The organism is Mycobacterium lehmannii (assembly GCF_002245535.1).
Lineage (GTDB): Bacteria > Actinomycetota > Actinomycetes > Mycobacteriales > Mycobacteriaceae > Mycobacterium > Mycobacterium lehmannii.
Window position 1 is genome coordinate 204,339 of sequence record NZ_NKCN01000002.1, and the last position, 12,956, is coordinate 217,294.

At 66.7% G+C, this 12,956-nt stretch carries 14 protein-coding genes; 11 read left to right on the forward strand and 3 right to left on the reverse strand.

Going from position 1 to position 12,956, the window contains the following annotated elements; genetic code table 11:
- Window positions 1-19: 19 nt before the first annotated feature.
- Window positions 20-1,390 carry an FAD-dependent oxidoreductase gene (locus CEX87_RS03440; RefSeq protein ID WP_064426889.1) on the reverse strand — a complete coding sequence of 457 codons (1,371 nt, stop codon included), beginning with the start codon at window positions 1,388-1,390 and terminating at the stop codon, window positions 20-22.
- 54 nt (window positions 1,391-1,444) lie between these two features.
- On the opposite strand from CEX87_RS03440, the gene CEX87_RS03445 reads away from it, so the two are divergent.
- From CEX87_RS03445 to ahcY, 6 genes are all read left to right on the forward strand, one after another.
- Complete coding sequence (locus CEX87_RS03445; RefSeq protein ID WP_064394755.1) at window positions 1,445-2,911, forward strand: amino acid permease; 1,467 nt, start codon at window positions 1,445-1,447, stop codon at window positions 2,909-2,911.
- Window positions 2,912-3,099: 188 nt separating this feature from the next.
- A complete protein-coding gene (locus CEX87_RS03450) occupies window positions 3,100-4,320 on the forward strand; it encodes an alkane 1-monooxygenase (RefSeq protein ID WP_064394754.1) in 1,221 nt (406 codons plus the stop codon).
- Entirely contained in the window at window positions 4,317-4,478 is a 162-nt protein-coding gene (locus tag CEX87_RS03455) for a rubredoxin (protein ID WP_064394753.1), read from the forward strand. Before CEX87_RS03450 ends, CEX87_RS03455 begins: the two co-directional genes overlap by 4 nt.
- A 26-nt stretch (window positions 4,479-4,504) precedes the next feature.
- Entirely contained in the window at window positions 4,505-4,684 is a 180-nt protein-coding gene (locus tag CEX87_RS03460) for a rubredoxin (protein WP_064394752.1), read from the forward strand.
- Window positions 4,685-4,706: 22 nt separating this feature from the next.
- The gene (locus tag CEX87_RS03465; protein ID WP_094285978.1) at window positions 4,707-5,384 is read left to right on the forward strand and encodes a TetR/AcrR family transcriptional regulator; all 678 of its coding nucleotides are present in this window, start codon (window positions 4,707-4,709) and stop codon (window positions 5,382-5,384) included.
- Window positions 5,385-5,519: 135 nt separating this feature from the next.
- On the forward strand, window positions 5,520-6,977 hold the full coding sequence (gene ahcY, locus CEX87_RS03470; protein WP_064394810.1) for an adenosylhomocysteinase: 1,458 nt from the start codon (window positions 5,520-5,522) through the stop codon (window positions 6,975-6,977).
- Window positions 6,978-7,065: 88 nt separating this feature from the next.
- Here the strand turns inward: ahcY and CEX87_RS03475 are convergent, their stop codons facing one another.
- A complete protein-coding gene (locus tag CEX87_RS03475) occupies window positions 7,066-7,410 on the reverse strand; it encodes a heme-binding protein (protein WP_066810369.1) in 345 nt (114 codons plus the stop codon).
- Window positions 7,411-7,521: 111 nt separating this feature from the next.
- Window positions 7,522-8,208, reverse strand: coding sequence for a DUF899 domain-containing protein (locus CEX87_RS03480; RefSeq protein ID WP_094285980.1), 687 nt, complete (start codon window positions 8,206-8,208; stop codon window positions 7,522-7,524).
- Between the two features lie 173 nt (window positions 8,209-8,381).
- Between CEX87_RS03480 and CEX87_RS03485 the strand changes: the two genes are divergently transcribed.
- From CEX87_RS03485 to mtrB, 5 genes are all read left to right on the forward strand, one after another.
- Window positions 8,382-9,659, forward strand: coding sequence for a lipase family protein (locus CEX87_RS03485; RefSeq protein ID WP_066811202.1), 1,278 nt, complete (start codon window positions 8,382-8,384; stop codon window positions 9,657-9,659).
- Window positions 9,660-9,706: 47 nt separating this feature from the next.
- Window positions 9,707-9,844: a hypothetical protein gene (locus tag CEX87_RS27185; protein WP_158220757.1), complete on the forward strand. Its 138-nt coding sequence runs from the start codon at window positions 9,707-9,709 to the stop codon at window positions 9,842-9,844.
- Window positions 9,838-10,470, forward strand: a complete 633-nt coding sequence (locus CEX87_RS03490) for a dTMP kinase (RefSeq protein ID WP_094285982.1) — start codon at window positions 9,838-9,840, stop codon at window positions 10,468-10,470. The genes CEX87_RS27185 and CEX87_RS03490 overlap by 7 nt, the downstream gene beginning before the upstream one ends.
- A gap of 79 nt (window positions 10,471-10,549) precedes the next feature.
- Window positions 10,550-11,236 carry a two-component system response regulator MtrA gene (gene mtrA, locus CEX87_RS03495; protein ID WP_064345844.1) on the forward strand — a complete coding sequence of 229 codons (687 nt, stop codon included), beginning with the start codon at window positions 10,550-10,552 and terminating at the stop codon, window positions 11,234-11,236.
- A gap of 73 nt (window positions 11,237-11,309) precedes the next feature.
- The gene (mtrB, locus tag CEX87_RS03500) at window positions 11,310-12,956 is read left to right on the forward strand and encodes an MtrAB system histidine kinase MtrB (RefSeq protein WP_094285984.1); all 1,647 of its coding nucleotides are present in this window, start codon (window positions 11,310-11,312) and stop codon (window positions 12,954-12,956) included.

The following is a 12,956-nucleotide window of genomic DNA, read 5'->3' on the forward strand; positions in this document are numbered from 1 at the left end:
TTACCCGCTTGCGCGAGGTTCACGCCGATTGAGGCACCATGACCGCTTGTTTGCCCGCGCGCTTCTCGGCCAGCCACAGCCGCAGGTTGTGCCGGATGGTGCGGCCCACCAGTCGCGGCGACGGCACCATGTAGAGGCTGTCGAGCAGGCTGAACCGGCGCAGAAACCATTCGGCGAGAACGGGATCGGTCTCCGCGGCGCCGAGAAACTGATCGAACAGCCCGCCGACCGGCTTGTACCACCACTTGGCTTCGCCGGTCGCGTTGTGCAGCGTCAGGTCGCCGATGGCCGTCATCACCCAGACCGGCCACGTCGTCTTGGCGGTCGCCTTCGCGAGACGACCGGCCACGTCCGGATCGCCGGACGCCAGCACGGATCGCAGGTTGCCGGCCTGGATCGCCGTCATCGTCATACCCTGGCCGAATGTCGGGTTGAAGCTGACCACGGCGTCGCCGAACGGGATGATGCCTGCCGGGAAGCGTTCCAGGGTGTCGTAGCGGCGCCACCGACTCGTCGGATACCGGTGAAACGCGGTCTCGCCCAGTGGGGTGGCCTGGCGCAGCGCGGACGACACGTGCGGTGGCAGGATCTCGTCGGCCAGGTCGAGGATCTGCTCGACGGTATGTGGCGGCGGCACCTTGCCTACACCGAAGGCTGTGACGTTCCAGTTGCCGTCCTCGTAGAACAGCATGCCGATGCCGAGCGGTTGTTCTCGCGAAGCGCCTGCGACCACCACCTTCTCGGCCAGTAGGCCCTCGGGGACGTGGAATTGGTGGCTGGCGTAGGCGATGCCGACGTCGACCGTTTCCTCGGCCGGCCGCGAGTAACCCCACTTCTCGAGCCACGCGGGCAGGCGGGTGCCTCGGCCGGCGGCGTCGACCACCAGATCGGCGTCGACGATCTGACCCGAATCGAGCAGCACACCGGTCACCCGCTCCCGCGCGGCGTCGTAGACGGGTTCGAGGACGCCGGCGTGCACGAAGTCGACGTTGTCGATGTGCTTCACCCGCTTGCGGATCTGCCATTCGAGTTGCGGCCTGCTGGGCACGTAGGCGGTGAACTCGTCGCGCAACCGGTGTGCGGTGCCGAGCACGTGGCCGGCCGCGCCGAAGTGGATGCAGTCGGGCCGGTTCTCCAGGATCGGCACCCCGTCGGCGACCATGTCGGCGAGCAGGCCGGGGAAGTGGCTTTCGAACTCCGCGGCGCCGCGGGCCATCAGCAGATGCACGTGGCGGCCTTGCGGTACGGCCGCGCGGTTGGCGGGATCATCGGGTAGGTCGTCGCGTTCGTAGATGGTGATCCGATCGCTGACGTCCGAGAGGACCCGGGCCGCGCACATGCCCGCGAGACTGCCCCCGATGACGGCCACGTGTTTATAACTCCGCCCCATTGGGTGCACGGTACTCGGTAGATTGCCGGAACGGACCCAACGGGAGGACGTGCGATGGCTCGGCGGACGAAGTCGGTGGAGCAGTCGATCGCCGACACCGATGACCCCGACACCCGGTTACGCAAGGACCTGAACTGGTGGGACCTCACCGTGTTCGGGGTGTCCGTCGTGATCGGGGCGGGCATCTTCACGATCACCGCCTCGACCGCCGGTAACATCACCGGCCCCGCGATCTCCATCTCGTTCGTCCTCGCCGCGATCGCCTGCGGGCTGGCCGCGCTGTGTTACGCGGAGTTCGCCTCCACGGTTCCGGTCGCGGGCAGCGCCTACACGTTCTCCTACGCGACGTTCGGCGAGTTCATCGCCTGGATCATCGGCTGGGACCTGATCCTCGAGTTCGCGGTCGCGTCGGCGGTGGTCGCTAAGGGGTGGTCGAGTTACCTCGGCGAGGTGTTCGAGTTCGGCGGCGGGACAGCGGATTTCGGTGTGGTGCAATTGGATTGGGGCGCACTGCTGATCATCGCGTTCGTCACCACCATCCTGGCCTTGGGGACGAAGCTCTCAGCCGGGGTCAGCCTGGCGATCACCGTGATCAAGGTGGCCGTAGTGCTGCTCGTGGTCGCCGTCGGGGCGTTTTACATCAAGGCGGCCAACTATTCGCCCTTCGTGCCGCCGGCCGAACCCGGGGAAGGCGGACGGGGCACCGACCAGTCGCTGCTCTCGCTGATCACCGGCGCCGAGGGCAGCAGCTACGGGTGGTACGGCTTGTTGGCCGGCGCCTCCATCGTGTTCTTCGCGTTCATCGGGTTCGACGTCGTGGCCACCACTGCGGAGGAGACCAAGAACCCGCAGCGCGACGTCTCCCGCGGCATCCTGGCCTCGCTCGGGATCGTCACGGTGCTCTACGTCGCGGTGGCCCTGGTGTTGACCGGCATGGTGCACTACACCGAACTGCGCGAGGCGGGGGAGAAGGCCAACCTCGCAACGGCGTTCAGCGCCAACGGGATCGACTGGGCGGCAAAGGTGATCTCGATCGGTGCGCTCGCGGGTCTGACGACGGTGGTGATCGTGCTGGTGCTCGGCCAGACGCGGGTGTTCTTCGCGATGTCGCGCGACGGCTTGATTCCGCGTGAGCTGGCCAAGACCGGACGTCACGGCACGCCGGTGCGCATCACGCTGATCGTCGGCGTGCTGGTGGCCATCACCGCGTCGGTGTTCCCGATCGGCAAGCTCGAGGAGATGGTCAACATCGGGACGCTGTTCGCGTTCGTGCTGGTGTCCGCGGGCGTGATCGTGCTTCGACGCTCCCGGCCCGACTTGGAGCGTGGCTTCCGGGTGCCGGGCGTGCCGTGGTTGCCGATCGCCTCGATCGTGGCGTGCGTGTGGTTGATGCTGAACCTCACCGCGCTGACGTGGATCCGTTTCCTGATCTGGATGGCGGTCGGTGTGGTCATCTACTTCCTGTACGGCCGTCGTCACTCGGTGCTCGGCCGCCGCGAAAGCCAGACACTCTCGGCGTAGCCCGCCACACCTGCGCGAGCGCTCGCCTGGTACGCCATCGGGGGCTCAAACCGTACAAGGTGGAGCCCTCGCGCGACGTCGGGCGCCAAGATTGCTTTACAAACAATGCTCGTGTGTCTAGACAGCAGACAAATTGGCCCTTATAGTCAAACTCAAGACGTGATGGCACTCACTCCAGGAGGCGGGCAATGACCACGCAGACGACACCGGAACCGGACATCGCTCAGTGGCGGGACAGGAAGCGCTACCTGTGGCTGATGGGCTTGATCGCGCCGACGGCGCTGTTCGTCATGCTGCCGCTGGTGTGGGCGTTCAACCAGTGGGGCTGGCACGCCGCCGCGCAAGTGCCGTTCTGGATCGGGCCGATCCTGCTCTACATCCTGCTGCCTGCACTGGATCTGAAGTTCGGGCCGGACGGGCAGAACCCGCCCGACGAGGTGATGGAGCGGTTGGAGAACGACAAGTACTACCGCTACTGCACCTACGCCTACATCCCGTTCCAGTACGCCAGCGTGATCGTCGGCGCCTATCTGTTCACCGCGTCGGATCTGAGTTGGCTCGGCTTCGACGGGGGACTGGGCTGGCCCGCCAAGATCGGCCTGGCGCTGTCGGTCGGCCTGCTCGGCGGAGTCGGCATCAACACCGCCCACGAGATGGGGCACAAGAAGGACTCGCTGGAACGGTGGCTGGCCAAGATCACGCTGGCGCAGACCTGCTACGGCCACTTCTACATCGAGCACAACCGCGGACACCACGTCCGCGTCGCGACCCCCGAGGATCCCGCATCGGCCCGTTTCGGTGAGACGTTCTGGGAGTTCCTGCCGCGCAGCGTCTTCGGATCACTGAGGTCGGCGTGGGAGCTGGAGGCCAAGCGGCTCGAGCGCGCAGGCAAGAGTAAGTGGCACTGGTCCAACGACGTCCTCAACGCCTGGGCGATGTCGGCCGTGTTCTACGGTGCGCTGATCGCGGTCTTCGGCTGGGCCTTGATTCCCTACATCGTCATCTCGGCGGTGTTCGGCTTCACGCTGCTGGAGACGGTGAACTATCTCGAGCACTACGGGCTGCTGCGCCAGAAACTCGAGTCCGGCCGCTACGAGCGCTGCGCGCCGGCGCACAGTTGGAACTCCGATCACATCGTGACCAACCTGTTCCTGTATCACCTGCAGCGCCACAGCGATCACCACGCCAACCCGACCCGGCGCTACCAGACGCTGCGCAGCATGGAGGGTGCGCCGAACCTGCCGAGCGGTTACGCGTCGATGATCGCGCTGACGTACTTCCCGCCGCTGTGGCGCAAGGTGATGGACCACCGGGTGCTCGACCACTACGACGGCGACATCGCCCGCGTCAACATCCACCCGCGGATGCGCGACAAGGTGATGGCACGGTACGCGGGAACGGTCCAGTGACCGCCTACCGCTGCCCGGGTTGTGACTACGTCTACGACGAAGCCAAAGGTGCACCGCGCGAGGGCTTTTCGCCCGGCACGCCGTTCAGTGAGATTCCCGACGACTGGTGCTGCCCCGATTGCGCCGTGCGGGAGAAGGTTGACTTCGAACCGGTATGACCCCAACCCGAGAAGAGGAACAACAGATGGATTACAAACTGTTCGTCTGCGTGCAGTGCGGATTCGAGTACGACGAGGAGAAGGGCTGGCCCGAGGACGGGATCGCCCCGGGCACACGGTGGGACGACATTCCCGATGACTGGAGTTGCCCGGACTGCGGCGCGGCCAAGTCCGACTTCGAGATGGTCGAGGTCGCCCGTCCGTGACGATGCCTGGGCGAGCGAAGCGATGGAGGAAAGGAATAGTCTCGCGCGTGTGAACAGCCCGCGCCGGACCGCGCAGCGCATCCCGTACGCCGAAGCGTCGAGGGTGCTGCTACGCGATTCCATTCTGGACGGCATGCGCGAACTGCTGCTCACCCGCGACTGGTCGGCGATCACCCTGGCCGACGTCGCCAAGGCGGCAGGCATCAGCAGGCAGACCATCTACAACGAGTTCGGCTCGCGCCAGGGGCTGGCGCAGGCGTACGCGATGCGCCTTGCCGACCGGCTCGTCGACCAGATCGACGACGCCATCGCGGGCAACGTCGGCGACGTCTTCGCCGCGTTCAGCCAGGGCTTCCGCGACTTCTTCGCCGAGTCGGCAGCCGACCCGCTGGTGATCTCGTTGCTGACCGGCGAGGCCAAGCCCGATCTGCTGCAGCTCATCACCACCGACAGCGGTCCGATCATCATCCACTGCAGTCGGCGGCTGACGCAGACGTTCGTCGACAGCTGGGTGAAGACCAGCGAAGAGGACGCCGGAGTGCTGGCCAGGGCCATCGTCCGGCTCGCGATGAGCTACGTCTCGATGCCGCCGGAAGCCGACCCCAGCGCATCGCCCGCCCGGGGGCACGACGTGGCCCGTGACCTGGCCCGATTGATGACGCCCTTCGCCGAACGCTACGGTGTTATCGATATTCCTTAGCTGTCAGAGCGCCACGGCCGGTTTCACCGCACAAGCGCCTGTCCCGCGAGCCCGCAGGCTTTGGATGTCTACATGGATGTCGCCGTGCGCACATCTGTGCGCTCATAGGCAATGACGAATGAAAAGGGGCTCTACATGACTGAGCTGAAGGCCGACTCCCGCAACGGGATCGACTACAAGGTCGCCGACCTGTCACTGGCCGACTTCGGCCGCAAGGAGATCCGCCTGGCCGAGCACGAGATGCCCGGTTTGATGGCGCTGCGCGAGGAGTACCACGATGTGCAGCCGCTCAAGGGCGCGCGGATCTCGGGCTCGCTGCACATGACCGTGCAGACGGCGGTGCTGATCGAGACGCTGACGGCGCTGGGCGCCGACGTCCGCTGGGCGTCGTGCAACATCTTCTCCACCCAGGATCACGCCGCCGCGGCCGTCGTCGTCGGCCCGCACGGCACGCCGGAGGAGCCGAAGGGCACCCCGGTGTTCGCGTGGAAGGGCGAGACGCTCGAGGAGTACTGGTGGGCCGCCGAGCAGATGCTCACCTGGGAGGGCGAGCCGGCCAACATGATCCTCGACGACGGCGGCGACGCCACGATGATGGTGCTGCGCGGCGCACAGTACGAGAAGCAGGGTGTGGTCCCGCCCGCCGAGGACGACGATCCGGCGGAGTGGAAGGTCTTCCTCGGTGTGCTGCGCGAGCGCTTCGAGACCGACAAGACGAAGTGGACGAAGATCGCCGAGTCGGTCAAGGGCGTCACCGAGGAGACGACGACCGGCGTGCTGCGCCTCTACCAGTTCGAGGCCGTCGGTGAGCTGCCGTTCCCGGCGATCAACGTCAACGACTCGGTCACCAAGAGCAAGTTCGACAACAAGTACGGCACCCGGCACTCGCTGATCGACGGCATCAACCGCGGCACGGACGTGCTGATCGGCGGCAAGAAGGTGCTGATCTGCGGCTACGGCGACGTCGGCAAGGGCTGCGCGGAGTCGCTGGCAGGCCAGGGCGCGCGGGTGTCGGTTACCGAGATCGACCCGATCAACGCGCTGCAGGCGCTGATGGACGGCTTCGACGTGGTCACCGTCGAGCAGGCCATCGGCGAGGCCGACATCGTCATCACCTCGACGGGCAACAAGGACATCATCACGCTCGACCACATGCGCGCGATGAAGGACCAGGCGATCCTGGGCAACATCGGCCACTTCGACAACGAGATCGACATGGCCGCCCTCGAGCGCTCGGGCGCCAAGAAGCTCAACATCAAGCCGCAGGTCGACCAGTGGATCTTCGACAACGGCAAGTCGATCGTGGTGCTGTCCGAGGGCCGGCTGCTCAACCTGGGTAACGCGACCGGCCACCCGTCGTTCGTGATGAGCAACAGCTTCTCCAACCAGGTCATCGCGCAGATCGAGCTGTGGACCAAGAACGACGAGTACGACAACGCGGTCTACCGGTTGGCCAAGCACCTCGACGAGAAGGTCGCCAAGATCCACGTGGAAGCACTGGGTGGCACTCTCACTCGCCTCACCAAGGAGCAGGCCGAGTACATCGGTGTCGACGTCGAGGGCCCGTACAAGCCCGAGCACTACCGCTACTGAGCGTCACCCGAAGGTCCCCCGGCACATCCGCGTGCCGGGGGCTTTCGTTTCTCGGGCGTCGGCCCCGAACGGGTTGTGCTGCAGTGGTTCAGGGTGTCGGGTCCAAGCCTCCGCAGTGGTTCTTCAGATCCATCAGCGGCTGCCGGATACGCGCCATCTCGGCGTTCTCCTGCGGATGGCTGGCCATGTATCCCCTCACCTGCTCGGCCACCCCCTCACGCGACATGCCTCTGAGGGTGCTCATGAAGCCGTTGAGGTCAGGATGGGTGAATAAGTAGGCCGACGTTGACGCGTCGACCCCGGCGCGGACGCCTTCGAGATCGGCGCTGGTGCAGTTCGCCGGCTCGGCGTTGGCCAACGGGGGCAAGCCGAGCAGCGCGGCGCCGGCCACGACGGCCAACGAGAGCGGGTACGCCCTACGGGTTCCGAACATCGGACGGGCTCCTTCGGTCAGGGTGTGACTGCCAGTGTGGAACCGGGTGATTGCTGATGCGCTGGCTCCCAAGCAGGTTCACAGGAGGCGTGCAGCAACCCTCAAGCTTCGCTACGCCGGATATTCGTCGCGCTTGCGCGGCCAGTCGGAGAAGTCCTCGCCGCGGCCTTTGGGCGCCCGGTCCAACAGCTGCCAGGTGGCGTTAAGCGCTTCGGTGCCGCGATCGTAGGTCGAGTAGGTGTGGTAGACGACGCCGTCCTCCAGCGCGAAACAGCTTAGCGCCATCAGCTCCATCACGTCGAGCATGCTGCCGCTGCCCGATCCGAAGTCGCGGCGCGGCGTCGGGACGTGCATGTAGCTGAAGAAGTCGGCGTCGAAATCGCTGCCGCCCGACGACACCCACTCGATGTCCCAGCCCATCCGCTGCTTGTACGCGGTCAACACCGGCAACGGCGAGCGCGACGACAGGATGAAGGTGACGTCGCGCCGCGCGAGGTGAGCCACCGCGCCGACCAGGTTGTCGGTTTCGAAGGTGCATCCCGGGCAGCCCTCCGGTGTCTTCGGCCCGTGCATGAAGTGCCGCACGATCAACTGTGATCTGCCGTCGAACAGCTCGGCGAGCGTGCGACGTCCCGCGGTGGTGTCGAACTCGTACAGCTTGTCCACGCGCACCCACGGCAGCGCCTGCCGCTGCTGCGCCAGCTCGGTGGCCCTGCGAGTCAGCTCCTTCTCGTTGGCCAGCTGCCGCTCGTAGGCCGTTCGCCACTGTTCACGCGTCCCGACCGCATGAGTCGTCATACCCACTGCCTCCTCGTCACGAAAGGGTTCGGCTAAGGAGACCCGCGCCGGCGCCCGAACTCATCGCTCGACCGCCATGGCGCGATGCTTGAGCCGGAAACAGGCGTCATGAAACGATTTTCGTTGCTAACGTCCGATCGGTGGGTCGCATCGTCGGAATCGCGATTGCCCTCATGGTCGTTTCCTTCGGGACCCCGGTGCCGGCGGCGGCCGACGACCCGACCATCGACCATCACCACCCCTATTTCAACGAGGACGAATACCAGGCGTTCTACACGCCGCCGGATCCGCTGCCGCCGGGCAAGCCCGGCGATCTGGTCCGCACGGAGCCGTCGCGCCTGGTGCTCGAACCGTCCGGCCAACTCGGCATGATCATGGCCGACGGCACACGAATCATGTACCTCAGCAACGACGCTCGGGGAAACCCGAACGTCGTCACCGGCACGTACTTCGAACCGCACGCGCCGTGGCCGTTCGGCGGGCCGCGCCCGCTGATCGTCTACGGTCCCGGCACCCAGGGCCAGGGCGACCAGTGCGCGCCGTCGCGGCAGTTCAATCAGGGCATCCACTGGTCGCCGTACCTCGACATCGCGTTCAACTACGAGGAGTTGTTCGTCGCGACGATGGTCGCGCGCGGGTTCGCGATCGTCATGACCGACTATGAAGGCCTAGGCACCCCGGGGCTGCACACCTACGCGAACCGGGTGTCGCAGGGCCACGCGATGCTCGACGCCGCCCGCGCCGCCAAGACCCTGCCCGGCACCTCGCTGGCCCCCGACGGCCCGCTGGCGTTCTGGGGTTACTCACAAGGCGGGGGGGCGGCGGCATCGGCCGCGGAGATGGCCGAGAGCTACGCCCCCGAACTCGACGTGGTCGGTTCCTACGCTGGGGCGCCGCCCGCCGACCTGAAGGCGCTGTTCCCGTTCATCGACGGCAGCATGCTGATCGGAGCGGTGGGTTATGCGCTGAACGGGGTGATGACGGCCTACCCCGAACACGAGGCGGCGATCCGGGCGACGCTGACACCGCGCGGCGCCGACATGCTCTTCAAGGTGCAGGACCAGTGCGTCGCAGAGACGCTGACGAAGTTCATGTTCCGGCACCTGCAGCCGTACTTCAATCAGGACATCTTCGAACTCGTCGAGCAGGAGCCGTTCAAGTCGCTGTTCGACGAGCAGAAGCTGGGTCGCACGAAACCCAATGCGCCCGTACTCATCAACGCCAACCGGTACGACCCGCTGGTCCCGTGGGCGCCGGCGATGCAGATGGGTCGCGACTGGTGTGCCCAGGGCGCAGACGTCGAGGCGCGCACCAACGAGCAACCGCCGTTCCTCAACAAGGCGATGGTCAACCACGGCCTGCCCATGCTGGTCGACGGTGAACCCGCCATGCAGTGGATCGCGGACCGATTCAAGGGTGTGCCGACAGCGTCTAACTGCGGGCGGTTCTGACGCGGCGTAGACCGCTCGGCGCACTACGGCACCGACGAGGTCGCCAAATGGTCAGGGGCCGGCCGCACGCCGCCATCGTGCTGCGGGTGCTGCGCATGCTCATCGAGGAGCCGCCGATCCGACAGCACACGACGTCTGATGCCGCGGGCGGCGACTGGGCAAAGCTAGTCTCACAGCCGTGCTGATGGTCATCGAGGGGGTCGACGGAGCGGGTAAGCGCACCTTGACCAACGGACTTCGAACCGCGTTGGAAGCCGAGGGCAGGACGGTGACGAGCCTGGCGTTTCCGCGCTACGGCCAGTCGGTGGAGGCCGACGTGGCCGCCGAGGCGCTGCACGGGTCCCACGGTGACCTCGCCGACTCCGTGTACGCGATGGCGGTGTTGTTCGCGCTCGACCGTGCCCGCGCCCGAGGCGAGATCGAGCGCCTGCAGGACACCCACGACGTCGTCATCCTGGACCGCTATGTCGCGTCCAACGCCGCGTACAGCGCCGCGCGCCTTCGCCAGGACGCCGACGGCGAGGTCGTCGAGTGGGTGCGCGCCCTGGAGTACGAGCGCCTCGCGCTTCCGCGGCCGGACGCACAGGTGCTGCTGGCCGTGCCCATAGAACTGGCGGCCCAGCGCGCCGAGCAGCGCGCCAACACCGAGGTGGACCGGGCCAAAGACGCCTACGAGCGCGACGGCGGGCTGCAGCAACGCACTTCCGACGTCTACGCCGCACTGGCCGCATCGCAGTGGTGCGGACGCTGGAAGGTCGCCGGACCCGACGTCGATCCGGTCGCGCTCGCCGCCGAACTGGACGCTCACTAGCCCCGTTCGGCGCCATTCGCCGGTCAAAGCGCGAAACGCGCCGTGTGGTAGCCGGGGTTTATCGCAATTCGGTGACACCATGGTCTCCATGAGGCAAAGGATTCTGGTTGTCGACGATGACCCGTCGCTCGCCGAGATGCTCACCATCGTGCTGCGGGGCGAAGGCTTCGACACCGCCGTCATCGGCGACGGCACCCAAGCGCTGACCGCGGTCCGCGAGCTGCGGCCCGATCTGGTCCTTCTCGACCTGATGCTGCCCGGCATGAACGGCATCGACGTCTGCCGTGTGCTCCGCGCGGATTCCGGCGTGCCGATCGTCATGCTGACCGCCAAGACCGACACGGTCGACGTCGTACTGGGCCTGGAGTCCGGCGCCGACGACTACGTGATGAAGCCGTTCAAGCCCAAAGAGCTCGTCGCCCGTGTGCGGGCCCGGCTGCGGCGCAACGAGGACGAGCCCGCCGAGATGCTGTCGATCGGCGACGTCGACATCGACGTGCCCGCGCACAAGGTCACCCGTCAGGGCGAGCAGATCTCGCTGACCCCGCTGGAGTTCGACCTGTTGGTGGCGTTGGCGCGCAAACCGCGGCAGGTGTTTACTCGTGATGTGCTGCTCGAACAGGTGTGGGGTTATCGACACCCCGCGGACACCCGTTTGGTGAACGTGCATGTCCAACGGTTGCGGGCCAAGGTCGAGAAGGACCCGGAGAACCCGCAGGTGGTGCTCACCGTTCGAGGAGTGGGGTACAAGGCCGGACCGCCGTGACATGCACGGCTGTCGGCCGTGGTCGTGATCCCGACCGCTTGGCGGTCGCCGTGTTGACCGCTCGGCGGGCGCCGTGATCTTCAGCTCCAGACGACGCATCCATCGGCGCTCGGCGCCGCTGGTGCGGGGGCTGGGAGCGCTGGGCCGGGCGTTGAGTCTGGCGTGGCGGCGCTCCTTGCAGCTGCGTGTCGTCTCGTTGACGTTGGGCCTGTCGCTGGCCGTGATCCTGGTGCTCGGATTCGTGCTGACCAGCCAGATCACCGATCGCATCCTCGAGGTCAAGGTCCGCGCGGCCACCGAGCAGATCGACCGCGCACGCACCACAGTCAGCGGAATCGTCGGTGGTGAGGAAACCCGCTCGCTCGACAGCAGCCTGCAGTTGGCGCGCAACACGCTGATCGATCGCAGCGCTGACGCCGAGCCGGGCCTCGCGGGCACCTACGACGCGGTTCTGGTGGTGCCCGGTGACGGGCCGCGTGCGGCGACCGCGGCAGGCCCGGTCCAGCAGGTGCCCAACACGCTGCGGGAGTTCGTCAAGGCAGGCCAGGTCAGCTATCAGTACGCGACCGTGCACACCGACAGCTTCTCCGGGCCCGCGCTGATCGTCGGCAGTCCGACGTCGTCATCGGTGACCAATCTCGAGCTCTACCTGATCTTCCCGCTCAACAACGAGGAGTCCACGATCGCGCTGGTGCGCGGGACGATGGCCACCGGCGGCGTGGTGCTGCTCGGCCTGCTCGCCGCGATCGCCTTGCTGGTGGCGCGCCAGATCGTGCTGCCGGTGCGCTCCGCGTCGCGCATCGCCGAACGGTTCGCCGAAGGCCACCTCACCGAACGCATGCCGGTGCGCGGCGAGGACGACATGGCCCGCCTCGCCGTCTCGTTCAACGACATGGCCGAGAGCCTGCACCGCCAGATCACCCAACTCGAGGAGTTCGGGAACCTGCAGCGCCGGTTCACCTCCGACGTCAGCCACGAACTGCGCACCCCGCTGACGACAGTGCGCATGGCCGCCGACCTGATCTACGACCACAGCGAGGACCTCGATCCCGCGCTGCGCCGGTCCACCGAGCTGATGGTCAACGAGCTCGACCGGTTCGAGACGTTGCTCAACGATCTGTTGGAGATCTCCCGCCACGACGCCGGTGTCGCCGAGCTGTCGGTCGAGTCGCTGGATCTGCGGTCGACGGTGCGAAGCGCGTTGGACAACGTTGGGCACCTGGCTCAAGACGCCGACGTCGAACTCGTCGTCGACATGCCCTCCGAGGAAGTCATCGCCGAGGTCGACCCGCGGCGCGTGGAGCGCATCCTGCGTAACCTCATCGCCAACGCCATCGACCACGCCGAGCACAAACCTGTCCGCATCCGGATGGCCGCCGACGACGACACCGTCGCCGTCACCGTCCGCGACCACGGGGTGGGGCTGCGGCCCGGCGAGGAGAAGCTGGTATTCAGCAGGTTCTGGCGGTCGGACCCCTCGCGGGTGCGTCGTTCCGGCGGCACAGGTCTCGGTCTGGCGATCAGCATCGAGGACGCCCGCCTGCACCAGGGCAGGCTGGAGGCCTGGGGTGAGCCGGGTAACGGCGCCTGCTTCCGTCTCACGCTGCCGCTCGTCCGCGGGCACAAGGTGACCACCAGCCCGCTGCCGCTCAAACCCGTTGGGCCCGAGGATGTCCCGCCGCGCAGCCGCGATCGCGAACCCGCGCAGGAGTCCGTGTGA

Bases quoted from the DNA above. Each gene is read 5' to 3' on its own strand.
- CEX87_RS03480 (WP_094285980.1), bottom strand. From the start codon at position 8,208: ATGACGACTCATGCGGTCGGGACGCGTGAACAGTGGCGAACGGCCTAC.
- CEX87_RS03465 (WP_094285978.1), top strand. From the start codon at position 4,707: ATGGAGGAAAGGAATAGTCTCGCGCGTGTGAACAGCCCGCGCCGGACC.
- mtrA (WP_064345844.1), top strand. From the start codon at position 10,550: ATGGTCTCCATGAGGCAAAGGATTCTGGTTGTCGACGATGACCCGTCG.
- CEX87_RS03445 (WP_064394755.1), top strand. From the start codon at position 1,445: ATGGCTCGGCGGACGAAGTCGGTGGAGCAGTCGATCGCCGACACCGAT.
- CEX87_RS27185 (WP_158220757.1), top strand. From the start codon at position 9,707: ATGGTCAGGGGCCGGCCGCACGCCGCCATCGTGCTGCGGGTGCTGCGC.
- CEX87_RS03485 (WP_066811202.1), top strand. From the start codon at position 8,382: ATGGTCGTTTCCTTCGGGACCCCGGTGCCGGCGGCGGCCGACGACCCG.
- CEX87_RS03440 (WP_064426889.1), bottom strand. From the start codon at position 1,390: ATGGGGCGGAGTTATAAACACGTGGCCGTCATCGGGGGCAGTCTCGCG.
- CEX87_RS03475 (WP_066810369.1), bottom strand. From the start codon at position 7,410: ATGTTCGGAACCCGTAGGGCGTACCCGCTCTCGTTGGCCGTCGTGGCC.
- ahcY (WP_064394810.1), top strand. From the start codon at position 5,520: ATGACTGAGCTGAAGGCCGACTCCCGCAACGGGATCGACTACAAGGTC.
- CEX87_RS03450 (WP_064394754.1), top strand. From the start codon at position 3,100: ATGACCACGCAGACGACACCGGAACCGGACATCGCTCAGTGGCGGGAC.
- CEX87_RS03460 (WP_064394752.1), top strand. From the start codon at position 4,505: ATGGATTACAAACTGTTCGTCTGCGTGCAGTGCGGATTCGAGTACGAC.